Origin of the sequence: Stenotrophomonas sp. GD03680 (assembly GCF_029844625.1) — a bacterium.
Classification (GTDB): domain Bacteria; phylum Pseudomonadota; class Gammaproteobacteria; order Xanthomonadales; family Xanthomonadaceae; genus Stenotrophomonas; species Stenotrophomonas maltophilia_P.
Window position 1 is genome coordinate 19,959 of sequence record NZ_JAOCKC010000004.1, and the last position, 25,992, is coordinate 45,950.

Consider the following 25,992-nt stretch of genomic DNA (forward strand, 5'->3'; position numbering starts at 1 on the left):
GTTGCGTAGCGTGGCGCGGGCCCGCCCGGCTTCCCCCGCAGTCGGCCTGCCCGACGCTCCCCTTGGAATCAGGCCACCGCGTTGAATCGCGCCAGCACCTCCGCGCCCACGGCCGGCATCGGCACGAACCGCGGCTGCGCCCGGACCCGCTGCAGCCAGGCCTGCACCTGCGGGAACGGATCAAGGCGGATGCCACCATCGCTGGCAACGTCGGTGTAGGCAAACAGCGCGATATCGGCGATGCCATAACTGCGGCCGGTGAACCAGGGCGACTGCCGCAGGTGCTGTTCCATCACCGCCAGTGCGGTGCTGGCGCGCTCCTGCAGGCGCGGCAGTTCGGCGCGCCGCGGGGAGTCGGCCGGCGTCCAGCCACGGATGAAACGGGCCACCGCCACGCAGGGTTCATGCGTGTACTGCTCGAAGAACATCCAGCTCAACGCCTGCGCCCGCTCCCAGCCATCGCCGGGCAGGTAGGGCGTGCCCTCGGCCAGCCAGAACAGGATCGCGTTCGATTCGGTCAACACGCGGCCGTCCTCGCGCACGATCAACGGCACCTTCGCATTGGGATTCAATGCCAGGAACTCCGGCGTGTGGGTCTGGCCATGGGCGCTGTCCACCTCCACCCAGCGATAGCGGCTGCCGAGGTGTTCCAGCAGCATGCGCACCTTGTGGCAATTGCCTGAAACGGACATGCCATGCACCGTCAACGGAACGCGTTCTTCCACCATTGCCTGCTCCAGGAGACCCGGCCGACGACCGGTTGCGCGCAGTCTGGCAAGCGCGCCCGCCGATGCCAAGCGCGGGTGCAGCATGCCCACCGCGCAGCCCGCCGCTGGATGCAGCCCGTCGGGCCCCTCAGCGCACGCGCTGCTGCCACTGCTGGCGCGACTGCCCCCAGATCTGCATCGGTTTGCCCTGGTACGGCGGCGGCAGCTCGCCCATGCGCAGCAGCGTACTGCCCAGCTTGCGGGCCACGACACGGGAATTCTCGTTGTCCTCGGCAATGGTATGGATCACCTCCTCCCACCCGAGTGCGTTGAATGCCCAGTCGATCGCAGCGGTCGCCGCCTCCGGCGCGTAGCCCTTGCCCCAGCTGGCACGCCGGATGCTCCAGCCGACCTCGGTGCCCGGCCAGTCCTGTGGCTGCCAGGGCCCCATGCGACCGACCCACTCACCACTGGATTTCTCGATCACGCTGAACATCGAAAAGCCGAACAACTGCCACGCGCCAGCCAGGCTGCAGAATCCACGCCATGCCACTGACGGTGGCTGTACTCCGCCCAGCGTGCGCATCACCTCTTCATCCGCGCAGAACGCCAGATAGGGCTCGAAGTCCTCGCGATGCGGTGGGCGCAGGATCAGGCGCTCGGTTTCCAGGCGCAGGTCGAAGATGCTCATGCCGACTCCAGGGCGATGACGGAGCGCCATCATCGCAAATGTCACCCGGCCACAAAAACAGACAGGCCGGCAGAAGCCGGCCTGTCACCTGTCCGCTGCAGCGGCAGGATTACTGGCGGGTCGGTGCCGTGGCGCCGGCTGCCGCTGTCTGCGTGACCAGCTGGCCATCGACCACCGGCAGGCGATCGCTGGCTGGCTTGTTGTCCATGCGCACGGTCTTCTCGGCACCATCATAGCGGTAGGTCACGTTGTAACCCTTGACCACGTCGTTGGTGCCCATGGCGATGCGGTTGCCGGGCTTGCTGGCCATGCGCATGGTGCCGGTGGTGCCGTCCTCGTTGCGATAGGTGACGTTGTAGCCGGTGACACGGCTCGACTCGGAGGTGGCGGTCTCGGTGTGGCACTGGCGCTCGGTGCGGTTGACCACACGGCCACCGACGTGGCGCTTGTCCACCTGGTTGCCGATCAGGCCGCCGGCCACGGCACCGGCTGCGGTCGCCGCCTTCCTGCCATTGCCGCCGCCAACCTGATTACCCAGCAGGCCACCGATCACCGCGCCGGCGACGGTGCCACCGACGTTGCCATCACGCTCGGGCAGGCGTTCCTGCACGACCACATCCTGGCAGACCTCGTGCGGCGTCTGGGTGGTGGAGGTCTCGCGCACCGCGTCGGTGCCGATGACCGTGGCGTACGCCTTCTGCTTTTCGGTGATCGGGTCGACCTTCAGCACATCGGCATACTCCAGGCCGCGCGGCGCGGTGGCATCGAGCTGGTTGCCACGCGCACCATCGTCGGTGCCGCTGCCATCGGCCAGGCGCGATTCGCCGTTGGGGGCGCCGGCGCTGATGGAATCCGGCGACGGGTTGCCGCTCTTCATGAAGGCGGCCGTGGCGATACCACCCACCAGCAGCGCGCCCGCTGCGACCAGGACAGTTGTAGTTGTGCTTTTCATGACCTGCTCCTTGCGGACCGTCCGCAACGTTCTCGGCACAGATTGCAGCACGGCCTCCCTGAACGGAATCTCCACATTTCCTGCTCGTCGCCGTAACCCATTCAGCATCGGGAAATGCTGGGCCCGTGGTAGCGTTTGCATATTCACCAGGAGGATCCCGCCATGGCCAACCCGATGCTGCTGCCGGTACTGCAATGGGCGCGCCGGCTGCGCTACCCCACGCTGTTCAAGCTCACGGCAGGGCTGTTCGCGCTGACCCTGTTCATTCCCGATCCGCTTCCCTTCGTCGATGAGCTGGTGCTGGGCCTGGGCACACTGCTGCTGGCCAACTGGAAGAGCCGCGGCACCCGCACGCCGCCACCGCTGGAGCAGCGCTGAGCGTGCTGGTCGACAGCCATTGCCATCTCGATGCAGGCGAGTTCGACCCCGACCGTGCCGCCGTGATCGAGCGCGCGCGGGCGGCCGGGGTGCAGTTCCAGGTCGTGCCGGCCGTCACCGCCGCCAGCTGGCCGAAGCTGCGCGAGGTCTGCCAGCAGGCACCCGGCCTGTACCCCGCGTACGGGCTGCATCCGATGTTTCTTGCCGAGCATCGCGCCGGGCACCTTCCGCTGCTGCGGGAATGGATCGAGCGTGAGCGTCCGCGGGCGATCGGCGAATGCGGCCTGGATTATTTCGTGGAAGGCCTGGATGCGGAGGCGCAGCAGACCTATTTCACCGGCCAGCTGCGCTTGGCGCGCGACTTCGACCTGCCGGTGATCGTGCATGCGCGTCGGGCCGTGGATGCGGTGATCGCAGCGATCCGCCGCATCGGTGGCCTGCGCGGCGTGGTGCACAGTTTCTCCGGCAGCCCGGAGCAGGCGGCACAGCTGCATCGGCAGGGCTTCCTGCTGGGTCTGGGCGGCCCCCTGACCTACGAACGGGCACAGCGCCTGCAACGGCTGGTCCGGGAGATGCCGCTGGAGCAGCTGCTGCTGGAAACGGACGCGCCCGATCAGCCCGACGCGGCCATCCGTGGGCAGCGCAATGAGCCGGCACGCCTCTCGATCATCGCGCGCCACGTCGCGGCGTTGCGGCAGACCGACCTGGAGACGGTAGCGAGGACCACGACCGACAACGCGCGGCGGCTGTTCGCGCTGCCGGCCGCCTGATCGCCGTTTCGCCGGGCATGGCCCGGCGCTACCGGTCAAGCCTCAACGGATTCGGACTTGACCCTCTTCGGCTCCAGCAGCATTTCCAGCGCCTTGCCGACGGCGGCAAAGGCGAAGGCACCGGTGATATGGGTGGCTGCCCCCAGCCCTGCCCCGCAATCAAGCTTGAGCGCAGCGTCCGCCCCCAGGTTGGGACGGAGGCCGCAGACACTGCCATCGGCCTGCGGATACTTCACGTTCTCCAGCGAGTACACCGCCGGCACGCCGAAGTAACGCTTGGCGTTCTTGGGGAAGTTGAACTCGCTGCGCAGCTTCTTGCGGATCAGCGCCAGCATCGCGTCGTGCTCGGTGCGCGAGACATCGCGGATGCGTACCAGGGTCGGATCGGTGCGGCCACCCGCGGCGCCGACCGTCAGCAGTGGCAGCTTGCGGCGGCGGCACCAGGCGATGGTCTCCACCTTGACCCGGAAGCTGTCGCAGGCATCGATCACCAGATCGAAGCGACGATCAAGCAGTTCCGCCATGTTGGCGGTGGTCAGGAACGCCTGCACCGCGTCGACATCGAGTTCCGGGTTGATCGCCCGGCAGCGCTCGGCCATGGCTTCGGCCTTGTTGCGCCCGTAATTGCCCTCCATCGCCGGCAGCTGCCGGTTGGTGTTGGACACGCAGATGTCGTCCGCATCGATCAGGGTGAGATGGCCGACCGCCGAGCGCGCCAGCGCCTCGACCACCCACGAGCCGACCCCGCCCATGCCGACCACCGCTACGCGGCTACCCTGCAGGCGCTCGAGCGCACCCACGCCATACAGCCGTTCGATGCCGGCGAAGCGTTGTTTGACCTGTTCGTCCATCGGTCTATTTTAACGTGCAGCGGCCGGCGTCCACAGCACGCCGGGTCGAACCTACCGTTGCACACCCGGAGAGCCCGCCATGAACGCCAGCCCCCCTCGCCCGCCGTCTTCCGCCTATCGCTACCTGTTCGTGCTCGCGCTGGGTCTGCTGATCGGCCTGATCGCCACGGTGATGGTCGGCCGCGCCCTGCAGGCCCGCCGTGACCCCTTCCCGGACAGCCTGATGCAGGTGATGCAGCGGCAATCCCAGTTGCTGCAGCAGGCTCAACAGCAGAACCGCTGCAGCCTGGCCGACAGCGTGCCGCGCCTGCAGACGCTGCGCCTGCTCTCCAACGACCTGGACCTGGCCTTCCCCGGCCTGAAGGACAGCGCGCAGTTCCAGCAGCATGCCAGCCAGTACCGCGCCGGCCTCAATGCCGCCCTGGCGACGCCACCGGCAGACTGCACCGCGCTGGCCCAGGTGGTGCAGACGCTGCAGGCGGACTGCCGCGCCTGCCATCAGGATTTCCGTTGAACAGCGTTCATCCCGCAGCCGGTCATGGCGGCGTTGATTGGCGTCTTGTTCACGTTGGAAAGGAGACGATTCGCGCACCCTGCTGCATGACGCAGTACCACCCAACACATCCGCCTTCACGGCCAGGAGACGCCCCATGAAGATCCAGCTCATCGCCGCCAGTGCCATCGCCACCCTCGCCCTGGCCGGCTGCGCCACCTCGCCGGGTTACGGCGGCGGCGGCTACAACAATGGGTACAACAACGGCGGCTACGGCAACAACTCCGGCTACAACCAGGGCCGTTGCGCCGACTGCGGCATCGTCACCCGCATCAACACCGTGCAGTCCGGCCGCACTGCGCCCAGCGCGACCGGCGCGATCCTCGGCGGCATCGTGGGTGCGGTTGCCGGCCATGAGATCTCCGACCACACCGGCGGCAGCCGCGGCAACAAGAACATCGCCGCAGCGGCGGGTGCCGTGGGTGGCGCGCTGGCCGGCAACCAGATCCAGAAGAACGTGACCAGCGATACGTATGACATCAGCGTGCGCATGGATGACGGACGCACCATCGTCGTCAACCAGCGCGATCTGGGCGGCATCCGCGAAAACACCTACGTTCGCGTGGTCAACGGCCGGGTGATCCTGCGCTGATCCGCTGCCGGCCCCGGACAAAGAAAAAGGCCCGCTTGCGCGGGCCTTTTTCATGTGACGGCTGCAGACCGGTCAGATCGGCTGCACGGCGTCGGCCTGCAGGCCCTTCTGGCCCTGCACGACGGTGAAGGTGACCTTCTGGCCTTCCTTCAGGCTCTTGAAGCCCTGGGTCTGGATGGCGCGGAAGTGCACGAACACGTCTTCGCCGTTTTCACGGCTGATGAAGCCGAAGCCCTTTGCATCGTTGAACCACTTGACAGTACCGTTCTCGCGTTCGGACATCTCACTAACTCCCTGATGACTCTCTCTTGTTGTTGGAAACGCCTTGTGGGCGGCTGACAAGCAAGGGGGAAGCGAGGTGCATCGATGCAGCGGATCGGGAAGATCTTGCTTCATCAGGCCACGATCCACGGTGACCTTGCCAAGCTCAGCGACTGCAACTTAACCCGGCCAAAACGAAAAAGCAACTGGCAAAATCTTTCACTGTCAACCCCAAAAAGACAACCATACGGGACAGCATGGGCCTCTCATTCATCTTGTATCTGCTAGCGGTCATTTTTGTCCTCGTTGGTATTGCCGGCATCGTCCTGCCGGCACTTCCCGGCATCCCGCTGGTGTTCGTCGGCCTGCTGCTGGCAGCGTGGGCCGACGGCTTCACCCATGTCGGCTGGCCGACCCTGCTGGTACTGGGCGTGCTGACCCTGCTTTCACTGCTGGCCGATGTGCTGGCCACGGTGGTCGGGGCCCAGCGTGTCGGGGCCAGCCGCAAGGCGCTGTGGGGCACCTTCATCGGCAGCATCGCCGGTCTGTTCTTCATGCCCATCGGCCTGTTCGCCGGCCCGCTGGTCGGCGCTCTGCTGGGCGAGTACTGGCACACGCGCGAGCTGGGCCGCTCGACCAAGGTTGGCCTCGCCACCTGGCTGGGCATCCTGCTGGGCCTGGCGCTGAAACTGGCGATGGTCATCGCGATGCTGGGCCTGTTCGCGTTCGCCTGGTTCCTGTAACGCACGATCTTCACGCCACGCGCACACCTGCGCCGGGCATAACTCCATGGGGCTGGCCGTTGCTGCGGGTAGCCGCCACACTGTGCGTCTTCCCGTAGTCATCCCGAAGGGCCTGCTGCAATGACCCTCCCGCCGTTGTTCCCCCGTCTGGCGCCGTTGGCGCTTGCCCTGGCCAGCGCGCCGCTGGCCGCGCAGGAAATCGCGCCTGCCACGACCACCACGCCGGCCGGTTGCGCTGCCATTGAAACCGACGCCGCCCGGCTGTCGTGCTACGACCGCCTGTTCGGCCGTAACGCTCCGGCCACTGCCGAAGCCGATGCCGCCGCGCAGCAGGCCGCGCAGGCGCTGCGCGAACAGCGTCGCGCCGCCCGCCTGAGCCAGGGCGAAGAGAACCTGCGGGCGCGGGTCGGCGATGTGCTGCGCCCCGCCCCCGACGACAGCGCCCTGGCCAATGCAGGCCGCGGTTCCCTGCTGGACAGCCGCTGGGAACTGGCGGAAGACTCGAAGCTGGGACCGTTCCAGCTGCGGGCCTACAAGCCGGTGTACCTGCTGCCGGCGTTCTGGACCAGCGACAAGAACCAGATGCCGCAGTCGCCGAATCCGGCCAACAGCGTGACCGAGCCGCAGGCGCTGGACAGTGCCGAGCTGAAGTTCCAGATCAGCTTCAAGACCAAGATCGCCGAGAACCTGTTCGGCGACAACGGCGACATCTGGGCCGGCTATACCCAGAGCTCGCGCTGGCAGGCCTACAACGCCGAGAATTCGCGCCCGTTCCGCGAGACCAATTACGAGCCGGAAGTGATGATGGTGTTCCGCAACGGCTACTCCATTGGTGGCTGGCGCGGACGCATGACCGGCATCAGCCTCAACCATCAGTCCAACGGCCGCGCCGATCCCCTTTCGCGCAGCTGGAACCGGGTGATGCTCAACGTCGGGCTGGACCGCGAGAACTGGGCGCTGGTGCTGCGGCCCTGGTACCGCATTCCCGAAACGCGCAGCGATGACAACAACCCGGACATCGAGGATTACATGGGCCGCGGCGACGCGACCCTGATCTGGAACCGCAATGGCCACGAAGTGTCCCTGATGGCGCGCCATTCGCTGCGTACCGGCGACCGTTCGCATGGCGCCCTGCAGCTCGACTACGGTTTCCCGATCAGCAACCTGCTGCGCGGCCACATCCAGGTCTTCGACGGATACGGCGAAAGCCTGATCGACTACAACCACAAGGCCACCTACGTGGGCGTGGGCGTGTCGCTGCTGGAATGGTTCTGATGGGCGTGACGATCTGGCACAACCCGGCGTGCAGCAATTCGCGCGGCGCACTGAAGCTCATCCGCGACGCCGGCATCGAGCCGGAGGTGATCGAGTACCTGCAGGCATCGCCCGACGTGGCGACCCTGCGCCAGCTGCTTGCCGAATCCGGGCTGGCCGCCGCCGACCTGGTGCGCAGCAAGGAACCAGAGTTTGCCGGTCTGGCGCTGGCCGGGGCCGATGAGGCGACCCTGCTGGCGGCCATGGCGACGCACCCGCGCCTGATCAACCGGCCCGTGGTGCGCACGGCCAAGGGCACGCGCCTGTGCCGCCCGCCGGAAACGGTGCTGGAGATCCTGTAGCCCGGACGCACCACCCGGCAGCGCCGGGCCATGCCCGGCGGCACGCGCTCGGCCCAACGCCGGCGATCACCGCCAGTCGCTGATGCCTTCGCGTCGATAGACTTCCGCGAAGGCGGGGCGCGCCTTCAGCGCGGTTGCGTGCGCCTTCAGCACCGGCCAGGTGTCAGTGGGCCGGGGCATGTTGCGCGACCAGCGCATCAGCATCACCAGCATGAAATCGACCACGCTGGGCGCGTCGCCCAGCAGGTAAGGCCCGTGCGCCTGCAGGTGCGCCGCCACATGCTGCCAGGCCGCCTCCAGCTGCTGCCGGGCCATCGCACGCGTTGCCTCCACGCAGGCCTCGCCCGCCGCTTCGTGCGGATAGAACCATGCACGATAGGCAGGCTGCAGGGTGTTGGCGCACCAGAACATCCAGCGATAGGCCTCGCCCCGCGCGGGCGTGCCCACGGCCGGCAGCAACCCCGCTTCGGGATGGCGGTCGGCCAGGTACAGCGCGATGGCCGCTGCTTCGGTCAACAGCAGGCCATCGATCTCCAGGGTCGGCACCCTCCCGGCCGGATTCAACGCCAGGTAGTCCGCCGCCTTGTGCTCGCGCCTGTCGAAATCCAGCAGCACCAGTTCGTGCTCGATGCCCAGTTCGATCAGCAGCCAGTGCACGACCAGCGAAGCGGTACTCGACGAACCATACAGGGTGGTGCTCATGCGCGGGATCCGTTGCGGGTGGAGCCGGCGATTATGCGCCCGCCCGGCGACCACTGCTCAACCGCAGCTGCTCATGCAGGTATCGCGACGTTCGCCGCAGCTCATCATCGGCTGCCGCAGCGTGCAGTCATGCGCCTTCAGTTCGCACGAGCGGCGAAGATCGGCATTGGCGATGTCCTTGCAGCGCTTGTCGGCAGCTGGAGCCATCTGCTGTTCGCAGCTGCTCTGCCGACTGCCCAGGCTGTCCGCCTGCGCCATGCAGCTGCGATGGCTGGCCTGGCACTGCATGCGGCATTGCGCCGATGCGCTGAAATCCGCTCCTTCATACGAGGAGGAGGTGCTGCTGCAGCCGGCCAATGCGAACAGCCCGGCAAGCGCGAAGTTCCGTAACAGCGGCATGAACGTTCCCGGTTCGAGTCGCATGGAAACTAGCAGAAGTTCCGTGCCGGCTCGTTAAACGACAAACGGCGCCAACACGCGCCGTTTGCCATCAAGCGTGTGCCGCGCTTACTCCACCACCACCGGAATCTTGCCGATGCGGGCCTGCCATTCGCGCGGGCCGGTCTTGTGCACCGATTCACCGGTGGAGTCGACCGCCACCGTCACCGGCATGTCCTGCACGGTGAACTCGTAGATCGCTTCCATGCCGAGATCGGCGAACCCGACCACCTTGGCCGCCTTGATCGCCTTGGACACCAGGTAGGCCGAGCCACCGACCGCCATCAGGTACGCCGACTTGTTGTCGCGGATCGCCTCGATCGCAGCCGGGCCGCGCTCGGCCTTGCCGACCATGCCCAGCAGACCGGTCTGTTCCAGCACCTGGCGGGTGAACTTGTCCATGCGCGTTGCCGTGGTCGGCCCGGCCGGACCGACCACTTCATCGCGCACCGGATCGACCGGGCCGACGTAGTAGATGAAGCGTCCCTTCAGATCGACCGGCAGTTCCTCGCCCTTGTTGAGCATGTCAACCATGCGCTTGTGCGCGGCGTCGCGGCCGGTCAGCAGCTTGCCGTTGAGCAGAAGCGTCTGGCCCGGCTTCCAGCTGGCCACATCTTCCGGGGTGATCGTATCCAGGTCCACCCGGGTGCCCTTGGAGGCGTCGTAGGTCAGCTTCGGCCAGTCCTCCAGCGACGGCGGATCCAGCATCACCGGACCGCTGCCATCCAGGGTGAAGTGCGCGTGGCGGGTCGCGGCGCAGTTCGGGATCATCGCCACCGGCAGGTTGGCCGCGTGGGTCGGGTAATCGTTGATCTTGATGTCCAGCACCGTGGTCAGGCCACCCAGGCCCTGGGCGCCGATGCCCAGCGCATTGACCTTCTCGTACAGCTCCAGGCGCAGCTCTTCGATCCGGTTGGACGCTCCACGGGCCTGCAGCTCGGTGATGTCGATCGGCTCCATCAGCGCTTCCTTGGCCAGCAGCATGGCCTTCTCCGCGGTGCCGCCGATGCCGATGCCCAGCATGCCCGGCGGGCACCAGCCGGCCCCCATGGTCGGCACGGTCTTGAGCACCCAGTCGACGATGGAGTCGGACGGATTGAGCATGGCGAACTTGGTCTTGGCTTCCGAACCGCCACCCTTTGCGGCCACGATCACATCCACCTTGTTGCCCGGCACGACCTTGACGTTGACCACGCCCGGGGTGTTGTCCTTCGTGTTGATGCGCTTGCCGGCCGGATCCGCCAGCACCGAAGCACGCAGCTTGTTGTCCGGATGCAGATAGGCGCGGCGCACGCCTTCATTGGCCATGTCTTCCACGCCCATGGTGGCGTCGTCCCAGCGCACATCCATGCCGATTTCCAGGAACACGGTGACGATGCCGGTGTCCTGGCAGATCGGACGATGGCCCTCGGCGCACATCCGCGAATTGATCAGGATCTGGGCCATCGCCTCCTTCGCGGCCGGCGACTCCTCGCGCTCGTAGGCAGCGGCGAGATTCTTGATGTAGTCGACCGGGTGGTAGTACGAGATGTACTGCAGCGCGTCGGCGATGGACTGGATGAGGTCTTCCTGCTTGATCGATGTCACGGCTTGCTCGCTTGCTCGAGGCTGGCGGGGGTAATCCGCCCATTTTACCCCCTCCCCGGCTGCGGGTAGAGTCTGTGGGGTCACAACCCTTTCCCGGGGAAAGGGATCTGACCCCAAGCCCTTGTCACGCCCCCGCCCGCTGCGGCGTCCTTGCCCGCATGAACGCCGAAACCGCCTTCCAGACCCACCGTCCGCGCCTGATGGCCCTCGCCTACCGCCTGCTGGGCAGCCGCGCCGACGCCGAGGACGTCGTCCAGGACGCCTGGCTGCGCTGGTCCGGCGCCGACCCGGCCAGCGTCCGCGATGCCGAGGCATGGCTGGTCACCACCACCACGCGCCTGGGACTGGACCGTCTGCGTGCGGCCAAGCGCGAGCGCGCGCATTACGTGGGCCCGTGGCTGGCTGAACCGATGGCGGTCACCCTGGAGCCCGACCCCGCGCCCGGCCCGGCCCAGTTGCATGCCCTGGCCGATGATGTATCGGTGGCTTTCCTGACCCTGCTTGAACAGCTCGGCCCGGAGGAACGCGCCGCGTTCCTGCTGAAGGAAGCGTTCGACCACGACTATCGCGAGATCGCCGACCTGATCGGCCACAGCGAGGCCAACTGCCGGCAACTGGTGCACCGGGCCCGGCAGCGGCTGCAGGCCGGCCGGCCGCGCTTCAATGCCGACGCCGGCCAGCACCGGCAGTTGCTGGCACGCTTCATGGATGCGTCGCAGCGTGGCGACAGCGAGGCGATCCAGGCCCTGCTGCATGCCAACGCGCTGATGGTCTCCGATGGAGGCGGCGTGGTCACCGCAGCGGTGCGCCCGCTGCGGGGTGCCGAACGCATCGGCCGCCTGTTCTGGGCCATTGCCCGCCGCGGCGGCACGCACCCGGCCCGGCTGGGCTACGTCAACGGCGAGCCGGCGATCCTGGGCTTCGACGGCGATCGCCTGCATTCGGTCACCACCATCGAGGTGATCGATGGCCGCATCGCGCGCCTGTACAGCGTGCTCAATCCGGAAAAACTGCCCGCGGTTGTCACGCACGCAGACGCGGCGGCGTCCTGGTAAGGGAAGGCGGCCATCGGGGCCGCCGTGGAGCCCACGATGTCCAACCCTGCCTCACCCCGCGTTCCCTATACCCGCTTGGCCGCCAAGGCTTTCAAGGGCCTGCTCGATACCAGCCAGGCAGTGCATGACAGTTCGATCGATCCGACCCTGATGGAACTGGTGTTCCTGCGCGTGTCGCAGCTCAACGGCTGCGGCTACTGCATGGACATGCACGGGACGGCGCTACGCAAGAGTGGCATCGAGCCGCGCAAGCTGGACACCCTGCCCGCCTGGCACGAAAGCCGCTTCTTCGATGCGCGTGAGCGCGCTGCGCTGGGCTGGGCCGAGGCCCTGACCCGGCTCACCGACGCCGCGCCATCGCAGGCAGCGTTCGATGCGCTGGCACCGCACTTCGATGAGAAGGGCATCAGCGACCTGAGCATGGGCATCGCGGTGATCAATGCCTGGAACCGCCTCGGCGCCGGCCTGCTGCCGCCGCTGCCCTGATCCACAAGAATGCGGGGCCTCGCGCAGCGCGGCTCCGCACCGGTGGCGCGCTGACGCGCGCTCCCTGCGGGCGTCGCATTCATGCCTTCGCCACGGCTCCGGCGCGCACAATGGCGACATGCCTTCAGCCGAAAAGAAGCCCAGCCTGCGCCAGCGCTTCAATGCGATGCGCAACGTGCCACCGTTCCTGCGGCTGGTGTGGAAGACCAGCCCCGCACTGACCCTGGTCAGCCTGGGGCTGCGCCTGATCCGTGCCCTGCTGCCTGTCGCCATGCTGTATGTGGGCAAGCTGATCATCGACAGCGCGCTGCAGCTGAGCCGGCACGATGCCGGCTTTCCGCCGCTGGGCGAGGCCCTGGCCAGCGGCCTGCTCAACCCGCTGCTCGGGTTGCTGGCCCTGGAACTGGGCCTGGCCATCGTCTCCGACCTGCTGGGCCGGATGGTGGCCTACGCCGATGCCCTGCTGTCGGAGCTGTTCGCCAACGCCACCAGCATCCGGCTGATGGAGCACGCCGCAACGCTGGATCTGGAGGACTTCGAGGATCCGGACCTGCAGGACAAGCTGGACCGCGCACGACGCCAGACGATGGGCCGGATGAACCTGATGAGCCAGCTGTTCGGCCAGGTGCAGGACGCCATCACGGTGGTCAGCCTGGCGGTGGGCCTGCTGGTCTACGCGCCGTGGCTGATCCTGCTGCTGGCGCTGGCCCTGGTGCCTGCCTTCATCGGCGAATCGCACTTCAACGCCGCCGGCTACAGCCTGAATTTCCAATGGACGCCCGAGCGCCGCCAGCTCGACTACCTGCGCCAGCTCGGCGCCAGCGTGGAGACGGCCAAGGAAGTGAAGATCTACAACCTGCACCGCTTCCTGGTGGAGCGTTACAGGAGCCTGTCGGTGGCGCTGTTCAAGGCCAACCGGGCGTTGGCCCGGCGCCGTGCCGTGTGGGGCACCCTGCTGGCCGCGCTGGGCACGCTGGGTTATTACACCGCCTACGCCTACATCGCCTGGCGCACGGTGCGCGGCGATTTCTCGATCGGCGACCTGACCTTCCTCGCCGGCAGCTTCCTGCGCCTGCGCCAGCTGCTGGAGGGCCTGCTGATCGGCTTCTCGCAGGTGGCCAGCCAGGCCCTGTACCTGGACGATCTGTTCTCGTTTTTCCAGATCCAGCCGGAGATCCATTCGCGCGAGGGCGCCGCAGCCGTGCCGCAGCCCATCCGCCAGGGCTTCGTGTTCGAGAACGTCGGCTTCCGCTATCCCGATGCCGAGCAATGGGCCGTCCGCCACCTCGATTTCCAGCTGCATGCCGGCGAAGTGCTGGCACTGGTCGGCGAGAACGGTGCCGGCAAGACCACGCTGGTCAAACTGCTGGCACGGCTGTACGAGCCTGACGAGGGGCGCATCCTGCTCGACGGCCGGGACCTGCGCGACTATGACCTGGATGACCTGCGCGCCAATCTCGGGGTGATCTTCCAGGACTTCGTGCGCTACAACCTGAGCGCCGGGGAGAACATCGGCGTTGGCCAGGTCGAGGCGATGGCGGACCGGGAACGGGTTGCCGATGCCGCGCGCCGGGGCATGGCCCAGGAAGTGATCGAGTCGCTGCCACGCGGCTACGACCAGCTGATCGGGCGTCGCTTCAAGGAGGGGGTGGACCTCTCCGGCGGGCAGTGGCAGAAGATCGCCATCGCCCGCGCGTGGATGCGCAATGCGCAGGTGATGATCCTGGACGAGCCGACCGCAGCGCTGGATGCGCGCAGCGAGTTCGAGGTATTCCAGCGGTTCAGGGAACTGGCGGACAATCGCACTGCCGTACTCATCTCCCATCGCTTCTCGTCGGTGCGCATGGCCGACCGCATCCTGGTGCTGGCCGATGGCCGGATCGAGGCCAGCGGCACCCACGAGCAGCTGATGGCCCAGGGCGGCCGCTACGCCGAGCTGTTCGAGCTGCAGGCCGCCGGCTACCGCTGAGAACGCCTCTCGTTCCGCCTAATGAGAACCTGTCTCATTTGAGATAGAATTATCCCGACGACTTCCAACAGATACGCCCATGTCTTCCGCTTTCGGCGCCGAAACGGTGCTTGAGGTCCGCCACTGGACCGATGCCTACTTCAGCTTCACCCTCACCCGCGACAGCGGTTTCCGCTTCGAGAACGGCCAGTTCGTGATGATCGGCCTGGAAACCGACGCCCGGCCGCTGCTGCGCGCCTACTCCATCGCCAGCGCGAACTGGGAAGAGCAGCTGGAGTTCTTCAGCATCAAGGTGCAGGACGGCCCCCTGACCTCGCGCCTGCAGCACATCAAGCCCGGCGACAAGGTTCTGGTAGGCAAGAAGCCCACCGGCACCCTGCTGATCAGCGATCTGCATCCCGGCAGGAACCTGTACCTGCTGGGCACGGGCACCGGCCTGGCGCCCTGGCTGTCGATCATCAAGGACCCGGAGACCTACGAGCGTTTCGAGAAGGTGATCCTGTGCCACGGCGTGCGCTACGAGAAGGACCTGGCGTACCGCGACTATTTCGAGAAGGACCTGCGTGAGCACGAGTTCCTCGGCGAGATGATCGGCGACAAGCTGTTGTACTACCCGGCCGTCACCCGCGAACCGTTCGCCAACCAGGGGCGCCTGACCTCGCTGATGGAAAGCGGGGAAATGCAGCGCACCCTGGGCCTGCCGGAACTGAGCCCGGAGAATGACCGCGCGATGATCTGCGGCAGCCCGCAGATGCTGGCCGACCTGCGCACGGTGCTCGACGCCCGTGGCTTCCAGGTCTCCCCGCGCATCGGCCAGCCGGGTCACTACGTGTTCGAGCGCGCCTTCGTCGAGAAGTAACCCGTAGCGCCGGGCCTGCGTCCGGCGCTGCCGCGGGAAGCGGCAGCCCTTACTGCCGGGACTGCAACGCTTTCTCGATGTCCCCGCGAAGGCTTTCCGGCTTGTCGGTCGGCGCGTAGCGTTTCAGCACCTGCCCGTCGCGTCCGACCAGGAACTTGCTGAAGTTCCATTTGATCGCGCTCAGCCCCAGCAGGCCGGTCTTCTCGGACTTCAGCCACTTCCACAGCGGGTGTGCACCGTCGCCGTTGACCTGGATCTTCTCCGACAGCGGGAAGTCCACTGCATAGGTCAGCGCACAGAAGCTGCGGATCTCCTCGGCATTGCCCGGTTCCTGGTGGCCGAACTGGTCGCAGGGGAAGCCGATCACCACCAGGCCCTTCGGGCCGTACTCGCGCCACAGCGCCTCCAGTCCCTCGTACTGCGGGGTGAAACCGCACTTGCTGGCCACGTTGACCAGCAGCAGCGCCTTGCCGCGGTACTGCTCCAGGGCCTGCGGCTGGCCGTCCAGGTCGGTGAAACCGAAATCGAACGCAGTGGTCATGGCAGATCTCCGCAACGGGGGGTTCCGATGGTATCCCCGCCCATGCCTTTCGACACAAGCCCGATCCCATTACCCCGGGTTAACCTCGGGCACTTGTCTGCCTTACCGGAGTACCGCCTTGACCACCCGCCTTGCCCTTGCCGTGGCCATGACCCTCGGCCTTGCCCTGCCCGCCTATTCCGCCGGCGCCGCCACCCCGGCTGCCAGCACCACCGCACAGCAGGCCAACCCGTTCTTCGCCGAAAGCCCGCTGGCACTGCACTATCCGCAGTTCGACAAGATCAAGGACAGCGACTTCGCTCCGGCCTTCGATGCCGGCATGGCGCAGCAGCTGAAGGAAATCGAGGCCATCGCCAACAACAAGGCCAAGCCGACCTTCGACAACACCATCATCGCCCTGGAAAAGAGCGGTGACATCCTTGACCGCGCGACCACCGTGTTCTTCGCCCTGGTCGGCGCGGACACCAACGACACCCGCAAGAAGCTGCAGGCCGACTACTCGGCCAGGTTCGCCGCGCACAGCGATGCGATCGCCCTGAACAGCAAGCTGTTCGCGCGCATCCAGGCGCTGTATGACACCCGCACGCAGCTGGGTCTGGACGCCGAAGGCGTGCGCCTGGTCGAGAAGTACTATGACAACTACGTGCGCGCCGGCGCCAAGCTGTCTGACGCGGACAAGGCGAAGCTGAAGGAAATGAACGCCGAGCTGGCCAACCTCGGTACCCGCTTCAGCCAGAACGTGCAGTCGGAAGTGAACGCTTCGGCGATCACCGTTGATGACGTGAAGGAACTGGATGGTCTGTCCAGGGAGCAGATCGCCGCCGCCGCCGAAGCCGCCAAGGCCCGTGGCCTGGATGGCAAGTATGTGATCACCCTGCTCAACACCACCGGCCAGCCGCCCCTGACCAACCTGGCCAACCGCGCCCTGCGCCAGAAGATCTACGAAGCGTCGGTCAGCCGTGGCAGCCGCGGCGGCGAGTTCGACAACACCGCCATCGTCTCGCGCATCATGCAGCTGCGTGCCGACAAGGCCAAGCTGATGGGCTTTGCCAACTTCGCCGCGTACAACCTGACCAACCAGACCGCCAAGACCCCTGAGGCGGTCAACGCAATGCTGGGCAAGCTGGCCCCGGCCGCAGTGGCCAACGCCAAGCGCGAAGCGGCCGACCTGCAGGCAATGATCGACCAGGAGCAGAAGGCCGCGGGCAAGCCGACGTTCGCGCTGGAGCCGTGGGACTGGGCCTTCTACAGCGAGAAGGTGCGCCAGGCCAAGTACAACTTCGACGAGTCGCAGCTGAAGCCGTACTTCGAACTGAAGAACGTGCTGGAGAACGGCGTGTTCTTCGCCGCCAACCAGGAATTCGGCCTCACCTTCAAGCAGCGCACCGACCTGCCGGTCTATCACGATGATGTCACCGTCTACGACGTGTTCGACGCCGACGGCAGCCAGCTTGCGATTTTCCTGTTCGACCCGTACGCCCGTGCCTCCAAGCGCGGCGGCGCATGGATGAACTCGTATGTCTCGCAGTCGAAGCTGACCGGCTTCAAGCCGGTGGTGGCCAACCACCTCAACATCCCCAAGCCGCCGGCCGGCCAGCCGACCCTGCTGACCTGGGATGAGGTGACGACCACCTTCCACGAATTCGGCCACGCCCTGCACGGCATGTTCTCGAACGTGAAGTACCCGTACTTCTCGGGCACCTCGGTGCCGCGTGACTTCGTCGAGTTCCCCTCGCAGGTCAACGAGATGTGGGCCGATGACAGCGCCATCCTGAAGAACTACGCCAAGCACTACCAGAACGGCACGGCGATGCCGCAGGCACTGCTGGACAAGGTGATCGCCGCGGCCAAGTTCAACCAGGGCTTCGCCACCACCGAGTACCTGGGTGCGGCCATGCTGGACCAGCGCTGGCACCAGATCGGCCCGGACCAGGTGCCGGCCGCCAAGGACGTGATGGCCTTCGAGCGCGCCGCGCTGGAGAAGGACGGCATCTACTACGCACCGGTTCCGCCGCGTTACAAGACCCCGTACTTCAGCCACATCATGGGCGGCTACTCGGCCGGCTACTACGCCTACATCTGGTCGGAAGTGCTGGACGCCAACACCCAGAAGTGGTTCCGCGAGAACGGTGGCCTGAGCCGCAAGAACGGCGACCACTTCCGCGCCACCTTGCTGTCGCGTGGCGGCAGCGTCGACGCGATGCAGCTGTTCCGCGATTTCGCCGGCCACGAGCCGCAGATCGAACCGCTGCTGGAGAAGCGTGGCCTGACCGGCACCGGCAACTGATCGCCGGTACGCTGAGCTGAAAACAGAACCGCCCGGGAAACCGGGCGGTTTTTTCGTTGTGATTGGGGTCAGAGCCCTTTTCTGCGAAAGGGATCTGACCCCGCTCTGGCTTCATCGCGGCGCCACATAGCCTCCCGGCACACCTTCCGGCGACAGCACCAGCTGCCACAACTGCGCGTGCCGGCAACGGAAGGTCGCCATCGAACCGGCCAGATAGAAGCGCCACATCCGCCGGAAATGCTCGTCATAGCGCGCATCCAGCCGGGGCCACGCCGCTTCCACGTTGCGCCGCCACGCCTGCAGGGTCAGGTCGTAGTCGGTGCCGAAATTGTGCCAGTCCTCCAGCACGAACCGCCCCTCGAACGCCCTGCTGATCTGCGCCGCCGAGGGCAGCATCGAGTTGGGAAAGATGTAGCGCGCGATCCACGGATCGGTACGATGCCGCGACACGTTGGTCCCGATGCTGTGCAGCAGCAGCAGGCCACGTGGCGACAGGCAGCGCCGCGCCACCTCGAAGAAACTGCGGTAGTTCTTGTCACCGACGTGCTCGAACATGCCGATCGAGAAGATCGCATCGAAGGGTTCGTCCAGCGCGCGGTAGTCCTGCAGGCGGATCTCGATCGGCAGACCGGCGCACAGCTCGCGCGCGAATTCCGCCTGCTCCTGCGAGATCGTTACACCGACCCCGCTGACTCCATAGCGTTCGGCAGCGAACTTCAGGGCCTCGCCCCAACCGCAGCCGATATCCAGCACCCGCTGGCCCGGGCGCAATCCCAGCTTGCGGCAGACCAGGTCCAGCTTGGCTTCCTGTGCAGCGTCCAGGTCATCGGCCTGCCGCCAGTAGCCACAGCTGTACACCAGGCGCCGGCCCAGCATCGCCTGGTACAGATCGTTGCCCAGATCGTAGTGGCGACGGCCGACTTCGTAGCTTCCCTGCCCGGCCTGCAGGTTGAACAGGCGCGCCTTCAGCGCGTCGGCCACTTCCCGCCAGCCGTGCACCCGTTCGTCCAGATGCGCCTGCATGAGGTGGACCAGGAATTCGTCCAGGACGTTGGCGTCCCACCAACCATCCATGTAGCTCTCGCCCAGGCCGAGCGAACCGTGCGCCATGACCCGTGCGAAGAACCTCGGATCATGTACCTGGATGTCCTGTGGCCGGGAGCCGCCAATGCGGACCCCGGCTTCGTGGAGCAGGCCGCTGACCCGCTCCTGCAACCCTGTATCCACGCCCCCTCCTCGTCTGCGCTCAACCGCGTGCGAACAGCTCCACGTAATCCTTGGCCACGTGCGGCAACAGCACCGCCGCCGGCACATCGGCGGTCTGCGTTCCATCCGAGTATGGACCCACCTGGTAGGGCGGGAAAACAAAGCGCAGCGCGGTGATCTGCCCCTTGTCGTCGGTCAGCGGCTGGAACTGGCTGAAATTGTCGGGCTGCGGGCCGGTGCCATCGGCGATCATGCGCGATGCATTGCGCAGCGACTCCTGCAGCTCGGCCGGCTCCATGTCCTCGCCGCTGAGGCGTGTCGCCACGCGCTCGCGCAGCTGGTCCGCGACGAAATCGCTGATCGCCTTCCAGCCCTTGCTGTCGGTCACCAGCTTGTCGGCGCTGAGCATCTGCTGTTGCTCCGGCAGCCAGACGAAACGTGCCACCAGGGGTTCGCCGTGGGCGCCGCCGGTGTAACGGCTGCCATCGGCACTCACCACCACCAGCTGCGGCGTCTCCAGCACCTTCTCGAAGCTCAGCGAGAGTTCGTAGGGCATGGTCGGCTTGTCGTTGCCGAGCCCATCGAGCGCCTGCTGCAGCTCGCTGCGGGCCTTGGTGGCGTAGTCCTGGAGCGCACGCGCCAGGCCCGGATAACGGTCGATGCCTGCCGGATAGCTGATGCCCACCACCTCGCGTTCGTTGTTCTCGATCACGTCGCGCAGGTCGAGCGGTGCTTCCGCAGCGGGCGCCTCGCCCGTGGCGGAGGCATCGACCGCCGGCGCCGCGTCGGCCACCGGTGCCGGGGTTTCGGCTTCACGCTGGCAGCCCGCCAGCAACAGCACGCCTGCCACACCGGCCAGCACGCTTCCGCGCAGCAGCCGGTTGTTTCCAATCTTCATCGGGATCCCCTGTTCATGTTCATCCATCATCGCCCGCCCTGGCTTAAGCGTAGCCCGCTGGCGTCATCCCGCCAGAAGGTCGTGATACTCCTCATGCCGCTGCAGGAATGCCTCGGCGTAGGCACACGCCGGCACGACCTTGTACTTCTGCTCCCGCGCGAACCGCAGCGCCACGCGGGTCAACTCGCCGGCGATGCCCCGGCCGGCGATCGGCTCGGGCACCTCGGTGTGGGTGATGACCATGCGTCTGCGCTTGATCTGGTAATCGAGCACCGCCACCTGTCCACGCACACGGGCAGTGAAGCGATGGTTGGCCTGGTCGTGATCGACCTCGTAGGCCAGACCGGGGGGCGTGACCGAAGCCATGGGACTGTCTCCTGCGGCGACTGCGTGGATGGTGCGCAGCCGGGCGCCATGATCGCGTGAAGCCTGAACAGGGGCAAGTCCAGGCCCTCCACGTCAGTTTGCGACCCTAAAGCTGGAGCGCCCGCGGCCGCTATCGCCTGCGGAGGGGTCCGGCCACGCTGGCACGGCCCTTGCGACCGTAGACCGTGCGACTGCCGTGGAGGCCCCCGATGCACCCCAGCGATTCCCATTCCGATACCGACCGCGCCCTGCTGGAGGGCCTGCTCCAGCTCGCCGTGGAAGGCCAGACCGACGAGCAGGCCTTCCAGCGTATCGGCGAGGAAGTCTTCGCCCGCCTGCTGGACACCTACGGCCAGCAGACCCGGGCCTGACCACGAGCGGGGCCCTGCCCCGGGGTCGGATCCAGCGGATCCGACCCCAGGCCCTCAACCGCCGCCCAGGCGGAAGGTCGGGTTGGACAGTTCGCGCAGGAAGTGGGTGAAGATGCTCGGCTGCATGGCCAGCATGAAGATCACGCCGAATGCCGCGCCGGCCAGGTGCGCGCTGTGGTTGATGCGGTCGCCGCCGCGCTTGTCCATCCAGATGCTGTAGCCGACATAGAACGCGGCGTACACGATGGCCGGTGCGGGGATGAAGAACACCAGGATGATCGACCACGGCTTGATCAGGATGAAGGCGAACAGCACCGCCGACACCGCACCCGAAGCCCCCAGGCTGAGGTAGTTCGGATTCTTCTGGTTCTTCAGGTAGCTCGGCAGGATCGAGACCACCAGCGCGCCGATGTAGAACGCCGGATAGGTCAGGTAGCTGCCGGTCAGCTGCACCATCACGCTCTCGATGAATCCCCCGAAGAAGAACAGGGTGATCATGTTGAAGATCAGGTGCGACCAGTCCGCGTGGATGAATCCATAGGTCACCAGCCGGTCGTACTGGCGATGGCGGTCGATGGCCGGTGGCCACAGGATCAGGCGGTCGGCCAGCGCGCGGTGGTTGAACGCCCTCCATGACAGGATGGCGGTGATGGCGATCAACAGCAGATTGACGGGGGTCATGTCAGGCTCAGGCAGCGCGGTAGTTGTCGACCATACGATAGCGTTTCGCGTACCAACCGAAGGCCAACGCCGCGATGAAGGCGAAGCCGGCGAAGAAGAACATCAGGAACGCCGCCTCGCTCAAGCCGGTGCCGGCGATCTGGTGGGTCACCGTTTCGTTGCGTACGGCCGCATTGGACAGCAGCACCCACAGGTTGCCGATGGTGGTGGTCAGGTTCCAGAAGCTCATCACCACCCCCTTCATCGCCTGGGGCGCCTGGCTGTAGGCGAACTCCAGGCCGGTCGCGGACACCAGGACCTCACCGAAGGTCAGCAGCGCGTACGGCAGGATCTGCCAGAAGATCGACATGGCATTGCCGCCATCCATCACCACCTGGATGCTGCCGACGACGATCCAGGCCAGGCCGCTGAAGGCGATGCCGGCGGTCATCCGGCGCAGCGCGGTCGGCTCGAAGCCGAAGCGGCGCAGGGCCGGGTACAGCACCAGGTTGTTGAACGGGATGAGGATCATCACCAGCAGCGGGTTCAGCGCCTGCATCTGCGAGGCGGTGAACCAGCTCGGCATCTGCATCTGCTGTCCCTGCAGCACCCAGGTCGAGGCCTTCTGGTCAAACAGCGAGAAGAACGGCGTGGTCAACGCGAAGATCACCAGCACGCGCAGCACCGAACGCACGCCCTCCACGGCTTCGGCCGGATGGTGCGCGCGGGCGCGGTCCAGCTGCAGCCAGGTGCCGCCACCGACACCAGCCAGAATCGCCACCAGCGCAAGGCACAGGCAGATCACGATGCCCAACGAGCCTACCAGGCCGAACGATGCCACCGCCAGCACCAGGCCGGCCACGGCGATCGCCAGGCCCGGACGGCCCTGGCCCGCCACTCGCGCGGTCAGCGCCGTGCGCGCCACGTTGGCGAACGAATGCGGGTCCTTCGGCGGCAGCGGCACCAGTACGTAGCGCTTGCGGCCAAGCCAGAACACGAAGGTCGCCACGAACATCAGGATGCCCGGAATGCCGAACGCCCACTGCGGGCCCCAGTTCTTCAGCACCAGCGGAATCAGCAGCGACGCAAACAGCGAGCCGAAGTTGATGATCCAGTAGAAGGCATCGAACACCAGCTTGGCCAGGTGCTTGTTGCTCTGGTCGAACTGGTCACCCATGAACGAGGCCACCAGCGGCTTGATGCCACCGGCACCCAGCGCGATCAGGCCCAGGCCGAGGAAGAAGCCCTGGCGGCTGTTCTCGAACAGCGCCAGGCACAGGTGGCCGGCGCAGTAGACCAGGCTGAACCAGAGGATCGTGTGGTACTTGCCGAAGAACCTGTCGGCCAGCCAGCCGCCCAGCAGCGGGAAGAAGTACACGCCGATCATGAAGCTGTGCATGATGTCCTTGGCTTCACCGGCACGGCCTTCCGCAGTGATTTCCTGCAGCAGCAGCGAGGTGATCAGGAACTGCACCAGGATGTTGCGCATCCCGTAGAAGCTGAACCGTTCGCAGGCCTCATTGCCGATGATGTACGGGATCTGGCGCGGCATCTTTCCCTGGCCGGCGATGGGGGCGACTGCGTCGTGGCTCATCCTGTAAGGCATTCCTGCAAAGCGAAAGCCGCAAGGTTACCGGAACCTGCGGGCTGGAAGCACGCTGCGGGGCTGCATGACAGCGCCGCCGATCCATGGCAGGCGGTACCGGTGCCCTGCCGGAAGTCACGGCACCTGCACGACAAAAGCGTAAACTTATCGTTATGCGCGCCCTCGTCCTCGTCCGCCCCCTGCTCGGCTGCTGCCTGTTGCTGCTTGCATTGCCGGCACCGGCGCGGCCACAGGCCGCGGACACCGCGACCCTCGACGCGCAGGCCCGGCAGCTGACCGTGGCGGCCCTGGAACTGCCCGGGCGGGACGATGCGCAATGGAAGCAACGCCGCGAACAGGTGGCGCAGCTGTTGACCGAGCTGCAGCCGGACGTCATCTCGGTGCAGCAGGTACGGCAGCAGCAGGGGCGCAACCCGGCCTGCTGGCTGGCCAACCGGCTGCGCTACAGCTGCGACTTCGTCACGGCCGACCCGCCCAGCCAGCCGCTGCGGCACGGCAATGCGATGCTGACGCGGCTGCCGGTCAGCGAGGATGGTGTGACCCTGCTGCACCCGCCCGGTACGTTCAGCGCGGCGGGCATGATGCGGCTGCGGCTGGGCGAGGCCCTGGTCAATGTCTACGTGACCCGCCTGCGCCCGGAGCCGGATGAAGCGGCGGCCCGCCAGCACCAGACCAGCGATCTCATGGCCTGGATCAGTGCGACCGCCGAAGGCCTGCCCAGTGTGATCGCAGGCGATTTTTCCGCCGGCACGGTGGAACTGGTGCGCGCTACGCCGGGCTTCCAGCCGGCCCGGCGCAGCCCGGGCGGCCGGGCGGAAGCGTCAGCTTCCGGTGCCGGCGGCGCCAGCGGCCATGGCCTGGATGTCCTGTTCCAGGTCAAGCATTTCGGTGGCATCCGCCAGCAGCCCATCCTGCTGCCGGCCGACGGCGAGCTGCCTGGACTGCGCCTGGGGATGATGGCCACCCTGCGCCTGCAGGGCGATACGGCCACCGCGGAATAGGCCCGCCCTCGGCACCCACCAGGTCCCGCCCGACGTCCAGAAGCTGGCAAACAAAAAGGCCGGGGTCTCCCCCGGCCTTCTCATGTCATCCCGTCACCGCCTTCAGGCGATCGCGTCCTGGTAACGGCGCTCGACTTCGTTCCAGTCGATGACGTTGAAGAACGCGCCGATGTATTCCGGACGACGGTTCTGGTACTTCAGGTAGTACGCGTGCTCCCACACGTCCAGACCGAGGATGGGCGTGTTGCCTTCCATCAGCGGGCTGTCCTGGTTGCCGGTGCTTTCCACCACGACCTTCTTGTCGGGGGTGACGCTCAACCATGCCCAGCCGCTGCCGAAGCGGGTCAGCGCCGCCTTGGTGAAGGCGTCCTTGAACTTGTCGAAACCGCCCAGGTCCTTGTCGATGGCCCTGGCCACGTCGCCCACCGGGTTGCCGCCCGCGTTCGGCGCCATCACCGTCCAGAACAGCGAGTGGTTGGCATGGCCACCGCCGTTGTTGCGCACCGGGCCCTGCAGGTTCTCCGGCAGCGACTTCAGCTTCTTCACCAGCTCTTCCACCGGCAGGTCAGCGTACTCGGTGCCTTCCAGCGCCGCGTTGACGTTGTTGATGTAGGTCTGGTGATGCTTGGTGTGATGGATCTCCATCGTCGCCGCGTCGATATGCGGCTCCAGCGCGTCGTAGGCGTAGGACAGCTTGGGCAGGGTATAGGCCATGATGCATCTCCTGATTGCGAGGGCACCCGACGGTGTCGGGTGTAGCGCGGTGAATGATGGGGACAGACGACTAGATTACCAAGGGGGATGTAAAGGAAATTGCGTCCTGCCGGTGAGCATGCCGGCAATTGTTACGCAGCGGTGACGCGGCGGTTCCTCATGCAGCGTGCAGCGCACAGGCGCTACAGTGCATGCACCACCCTCACCCGTTCGTGCCCATGCGCAACCCCCGGCTGCTGATCACTGCCATCGCCCTGCTGCTGCTCGGCCTGGTCGTCAACCACGTCATGCAGCGGCCGCCGGCACCGCAGTTCGCGCCGGACCTGCAGGGCGCTCCGGCCCGGAGTGCCCCGACCCCGGCACACGGCGATGGCGCACGCAGCGGCCTGCCCGCCTTCCTTCCCGCCGAAGCACGCCAGACCATCACCCTGATCCAGCGGGGCGGGCCCTTCCCGCACCGCCAGGATGGCAGCACCTTCGGCAACCGCGAGCAGCGCCTGCCGCAGCGGCCGCGTGGCTACTACCGCGAGTACACGGTCGACACCCCCGGTGCGGGCAACCGGGGGGCACGCCGCATCGTCACGGGCGGCGATCCAGCAGAGGCGTGGTACTACACCGATGACCATTACGGCTCATTCCGCAGCTTCACCGTTCCATCCCCCGGAGACGCTCGATGAGCCACGATGATTTCGGCCTCGGCCTGCACGACATCAACAACGCCGGCGTGTATGCCATCGACAGCGCGGACATCGGCGCGCTTGCCGCGGCCATGCGCGATGCCGGCCTGAAGGTGATCCGCATCGATCTGGAGGGCGTGACCGACAAGCGCACCCTGCTGGCGCGGCTGTCCGCGCAGCTGGACTTCCCGGCCGGTTTCGGCGGCAACTGGGATGCCCTGTCGGACAATCTTCGCGACCTGCAGTGGCTGCCGGCCAGCGGTTATGCGCTGTTCCTGGCGGATGTCGACGCGCTGCGCGCTGGCGCAGCCAAGGATTTCGACACCCTGCTCGACGTGCTGGACGAAGCCAGCCGGGATTGGGTCGGCCGCGACGTGCCGTTCTGGGTGTTCCTGTCACAGAGCGGGTAAAGGGGCGACGCCGACCAAGGCCGGCCGCCCGCAATGGTTCCGGCG

General features: G+C 66.6%; 31 protein-coding genes. 16 read left to right on the forward strand and 15 right to left on the reverse strand.

Annotated elements, in window-relative coordinates; all coding sequences use genetic code 11:
- Positions 1–68: 68 nt before the first annotated feature.
- The 3 genes from N5J29_RS06260 to N5J29_RS06270 form a co-directional block, all read right to left on the reverse strand.
- Positions 69–728 carry a glutathione S-transferase family protein gene (locus N5J29_RS06260; protein WP_053515351.1) on the reverse strand — a complete coding sequence of 220 codons (660 nt, stop codon included), beginning with the start codon at positions 726–728 and terminating at the stop codon, positions 69–71.
- Positions 729–855: 127 nt separating this feature from the next.
- Positions 856–1,398 (reverse strand): GNAT family N-acetyltransferase, encoded by a 543-nt coding sequence (locus tag N5J29_RS06265; RefSeq protein WP_053515349.1) that lies wholly within the window; start codon positions 1,396–1,398, stop codon positions 856–858.
- 109 nt (positions 1,399–1,507) lie between these two features.
- Positions 1,508–2,350, reverse strand: a complete 843-nt coding sequence (locus tag N5J29_RS06270) for a glycine zipper 2TM domain-containing protein (RefSeq protein WP_053515348.1) — start codon at positions 2,348–2,350, stop codon at positions 1,508–1,510.
- A 162-nt stretch (positions 2,351–2,512) separates the two neighbouring features.
- Here N5J29_RS06270 and N5J29_RS06275 point away from each other — a divergent pair, with 162 nt between their 5' ends.
- Complete coding sequence (locus N5J29_RS06275) at positions 2,513–2,728, forward strand: DUF6116 family protein (RefSeq protein WP_053515346.1); 216 nt, start codon at positions 2,513–2,515, stop codon at positions 2,726–2,728.
- Positions 2,725–3,498, forward strand: a complete 774-nt coding sequence (locus N5J29_RS06280) for a TatD family hydrolase (protein ID WP_065175469.1) — start codon at positions 2,725–2,727, stop codon at positions 3,496–3,498. Before N5J29_RS06275 ends, N5J29_RS06280 begins: the two co-directional genes overlap by 4 nt.
- Before the next feature lie 35 nt (positions 3,499–3,533).
- Here the strand turns inward: N5J29_RS06280 and N5J29_RS06285 are convergent, their stop codons facing one another.
- Entirely contained in the window at positions 3,534–4,349 is an 816-nt protein-coding gene (locus tag N5J29_RS06285) for a tRNA threonylcarbamoyladenosine dehydratase (RefSeq protein ID WP_164152659.1), read from the reverse strand.
- 79 nt (positions 4,350–4,428) lie between these two features.
- On the opposite strand from N5J29_RS06285, the gene N5J29_RS06290 reads away from it, so the two are divergent.
- Both N5J29_RS06290 and N5J29_RS06295 read left to right on the forward strand, forming a co-directional pair.
- The gene (locus tag N5J29_RS06290; RefSeq protein ID WP_065175471.1) at positions 4,429–4,863 is read left to right on the forward strand and encodes a hypothetical protein; all 435 of its coding nucleotides are present in this window, start codon (positions 4,429–4,431) and stop codon (positions 4,861–4,863) included.
- A 136-nt stretch (positions 4,864–4,999) separates the two neighbouring features.
- Positions 5,000–5,494: a glycine zipper 2TM domain-containing protein gene (locus tag N5J29_RS06295; protein ID WP_053516924.1), complete on the forward strand. Its 495-nt coding sequence runs from the start codon at positions 5,000–5,002 to the stop codon at positions 5,492–5,494.
- 72 nt (positions 5,495–5,566) lie between these two features.
- Here N5J29_RS06295 and N5J29_RS06300 read toward each other — a convergent pair whose 3' ends face one another.
- Positions 5,567–5,776 (reverse strand): cold-shock protein, encoded by a 210-nt coding sequence (locus N5J29_RS06300; RefSeq protein WP_053516923.1) that lies wholly within the window; start codon positions 5,774–5,776, stop codon positions 5,567–5,569.
- Positions 5,777–6,012: 236 nt separating this feature from the next.
- Here N5J29_RS06300 and N5J29_RS06305 point away from each other — a divergent pair, with 236 nt between their 5' ends.
- The 3 genes from N5J29_RS06305 to arsC all read left to right on the forward strand — a co-directional run bounded on the left by N5J29_RS06305 (position 6,013) and on the right by arsC (position 8,114).
- Positions 6,013–6,498, forward strand: coding sequence for a DUF456 domain-containing protein (locus N5J29_RS06305; RefSeq protein WP_053516922.1), 486 nt, complete (start codon positions 6,013–6,015; stop codon positions 6,496–6,498).
- 120 nt (positions 6,499–6,618) lie between these two features.
- Complete coding sequence (locus tag N5J29_RS06310; RefSeq protein WP_164152661.1) at positions 6,619–7,773, forward strand: phospholipase A; 1,155 nt, start codon at positions 6,619–6,621, stop codon at positions 7,771–7,773.
- Entirely contained in the window at positions 7,773–8,114 is a 342-nt protein-coding gene (gene arsC / locus N5J29_RS06315) for an arsenate reductase (glutaredoxin) (protein WP_164152665.1), read from the forward strand. Before N5J29_RS06310 ends, arsC begins: the two co-directional genes overlap by 1 nt.
- A gap of 66 nt (positions 8,115–8,180) precedes the next feature.
- Here the strand turns inward: arsC and N5J29_RS06320 are convergent, their stop codons facing one another.
- The 3 genes from N5J29_RS06320 to N5J29_RS06330 all read right to left on the reverse strand — a co-directional run bounded on the left by N5J29_RS06320 (position 8,181) and on the right by N5J29_RS06330 (position 10,841).
- Positions 8,181–8,816 carry a glutathione S-transferase family protein gene (locus N5J29_RS06320; protein ID WP_128987939.1) on the reverse strand — a complete coding sequence of 212 codons (636 nt, stop codon included), beginning with the start codon at positions 8,814–8,816 and terminating at the stop codon, positions 8,181–8,183.
- A gap of 57 nt (positions 8,817–8,873) precedes the next feature.
- Positions 8,874–9,215, reverse strand: coding sequence for a hypothetical protein (locus N5J29_RS06325; protein ID WP_053516936.1), 342 nt, complete (start codon positions 9,213–9,215; stop codon positions 8,874–8,876).
- Between the two features lie 108 nt (positions 9,216–9,323).
- Complete coding sequence (locus N5J29_RS06330; RefSeq protein WP_053516917.1) at positions 9,324–10,841, reverse strand: fumarate hydratase; 1,518 nt, start codon at positions 10,839–10,841, stop codon at positions 9,324–9,326.
- Between the two features lie 158 nt (positions 10,842–10,999).
- On the opposite strand from N5J29_RS06330, the gene N5J29_RS06335 reads away from it, so the two are divergent.
- The 4 genes from N5J29_RS06335 to N5J29_RS06350 all read left to right on the forward strand — a co-directional run bounded on the left by N5J29_RS06335 (position 11,000) and on the right by N5J29_RS06350 (position 15,210).
- On the forward strand, positions 11,000–11,896 hold the full coding sequence (locus N5J29_RS06335) for an RNA polymerase sigma-70 factor (RefSeq protein WP_053516916.1): 897 nt from the start codon (positions 11,000–11,002) through the stop codon (positions 11,894–11,896).
- A gap of 36 nt (positions 11,897–11,932) precedes the next feature.
- Positions 11,933–12,382 carry a carboxymuconolactone decarboxylase family protein gene (locus N5J29_RS06340; RefSeq protein WP_065181961.1) on the forward strand — a complete coding sequence of 150 codons (450 nt, stop codon included), beginning with the start codon at positions 11,933–11,935 and terminating at the stop codon, positions 12,380–12,382.
- 118 nt (positions 12,383–12,500) lie between these two features.
- Positions 12,501–14,351, forward strand: coding sequence for an ABC transporter ATP-binding protein (locus N5J29_RS06345; RefSeq protein ID WP_128987936.1), 1,851 nt, complete (start codon positions 12,501–12,503; stop codon positions 14,349–14,351).
- Positions 14,352–14,430: 79 nt separating this feature from the next.
- The gene (locus N5J29_RS06350; protein WP_053516913.1) at positions 14,431–15,210 is read left to right on the forward strand and encodes a ferredoxin--NADP reductase; all 780 of its coding nucleotides are present in this window, start codon (positions 14,431–14,433) and stop codon (positions 15,208–15,210) included.
- 49 nt (positions 15,211–15,259) lie between these two features.
- Here N5J29_RS06350 and N5J29_RS06355 read toward each other — a convergent pair whose 3' ends face one another.
- A complete protein-coding gene (locus tag N5J29_RS06355) occupies positions 15,260–15,751 on the reverse strand; it encodes a glutathione peroxidase (RefSeq protein WP_065181959.1) in 492 nt (163 codons plus the stop codon).
- A 118-nt stretch (positions 15,752–15,869) separates the two neighbouring features.
- Here N5J29_RS06355 and N5J29_RS06360 point away from each other — a divergent pair, with 118 nt between their 5' ends.
- Entirely contained in the window at positions 15,870–18,038 is a 2,169-nt protein-coding gene (locus N5J29_RS06360; protein ID WP_053516910.1) for a M3 family metallopeptidase, read from the forward strand.
- Positions 18,039–18,149: 111 nt separating this feature from the next.
- On the opposite strand, the gene cfa is transcribed toward N5J29_RS06360, so the two are convergent.
- The 3 genes from cfa to N5J29_RS06375 all read right to left on the reverse strand — a co-directional run bounded on the left by cfa (position 18,150) and on the right by N5J29_RS06375 (position 20,508).
- On the reverse strand, positions 18,150–19,265 hold the full coding sequence (gene cfa / locus N5J29_RS06365) for a cyclopropane fatty acyl phospholipid synthase (RefSeq protein WP_065175474.1): 1,116 nt from the start codon (positions 19,263–19,265) through the stop codon (positions 18,150–18,152).
- A 19-nt stretch (positions 19,266–19,284) separates the two neighbouring features.
- Positions 19,285–20,142 (reverse strand): DUF3298 and DUF4163 domain-containing protein, encoded by an 858-nt coding sequence (locus N5J29_RS06370; protein WP_197624301.1) that lies wholly within the window; start codon positions 20,140–20,142, stop codon positions 19,285–19,287.
- Between the two features lie 63 nt (positions 20,143–20,205).
- Entirely contained in the window at positions 20,206–20,508 is a 303-nt protein-coding gene (locus N5J29_RS06375) for a GNAT family N-acetyltransferase (RefSeq protein ID WP_053516908.1), read from the reverse strand.
- A gap of 209 nt (positions 20,509–20,717) precedes the next feature.
- On the opposite strand from N5J29_RS06375, the gene N5J29_RS06380 reads away from it, so the two are divergent.
- Positions 20,718–20,879, forward strand: a complete 162-nt coding sequence (locus tag N5J29_RS06380) for a hypothetical protein (protein WP_164972342.1) — start codon at positions 20,718–20,720, stop codon at positions 20,877–20,879.
- 54 nt (positions 20,880–20,933) lie between these two features.
- On the opposite strand, the gene N5J29_RS06385 is transcribed toward N5J29_RS06380, so the two are convergent.
- Complete coding sequence (locus N5J29_RS06385; RefSeq protein ID WP_053516907.1) at positions 20,934–21,560, reverse strand: rhomboid family intramembrane serine protease; 627 nt, start codon at positions 21,558–21,560, stop codon at positions 20,934–20,936.
- Between the two features lie 7 nt (positions 21,561–21,567).
- Positions 21,568–23,133, reverse strand: a complete 1,566-nt coding sequence (locus tag N5J29_RS06390) for an oligopeptide:H+ symporter (RefSeq protein WP_053516906.1) — start codon at positions 23,131–23,133, stop codon at positions 21,568–21,570.
- A gap of 164 nt (positions 23,134–23,297) precedes the next feature.
- Here N5J29_RS06390 and N5J29_RS06395 point away from each other — a divergent pair, with 164 nt between their 5' ends.
- Complete coding sequence (locus N5J29_RS06395; protein WP_053516904.1) at positions 23,298–24,146, forward strand: endonuclease/exonuclease/phosphatase family protein; 849 nt, start codon at positions 23,298–23,300, stop codon at positions 24,144–24,146.
- A 102-nt stretch (positions 24,147–24,248) separates the two neighbouring features.
- On the opposite strand, the gene N5J29_RS06400 is transcribed toward N5J29_RS06395, so the two are convergent.
- On the reverse strand, positions 24,249–24,860 hold the full coding sequence (locus N5J29_RS06400) for a superoxide dismutase (RefSeq protein ID WP_164152667.1): 612 nt from the start codon (positions 24,858–24,860) through the stop codon (positions 24,249–24,251).
- Positions 24,861–25,078: 218 nt separating this feature from the next.
- Here N5J29_RS06400 and N5J29_RS06405 point away from each other — a divergent pair, with 218 nt between their 5' ends.
- Both N5J29_RS06405 and N5J29_RS06410 read left to right on the forward strand, forming a co-directional pair.
- On the forward strand, positions 25,079–25,537 hold the full coding sequence (locus tag N5J29_RS06405) for a ribonuclease domain-containing protein (RefSeq protein ID WP_053516903.1): 459 nt from the start codon (positions 25,079–25,081) through the stop codon (positions 25,535–25,537).
- Positions 25,534–25,947, forward strand: a complete 414-nt coding sequence (locus tag N5J29_RS06410; protein ID WP_164152668.1) for a barstar family protein — start codon at positions 25,534–25,536, stop codon at positions 25,945–25,947. Before N5J29_RS06405 ends, N5J29_RS06410 begins: the two co-directional genes overlap by 4 nt.
- Positions 25,948–25,992 lie beyond the last annotated feature (45 nt).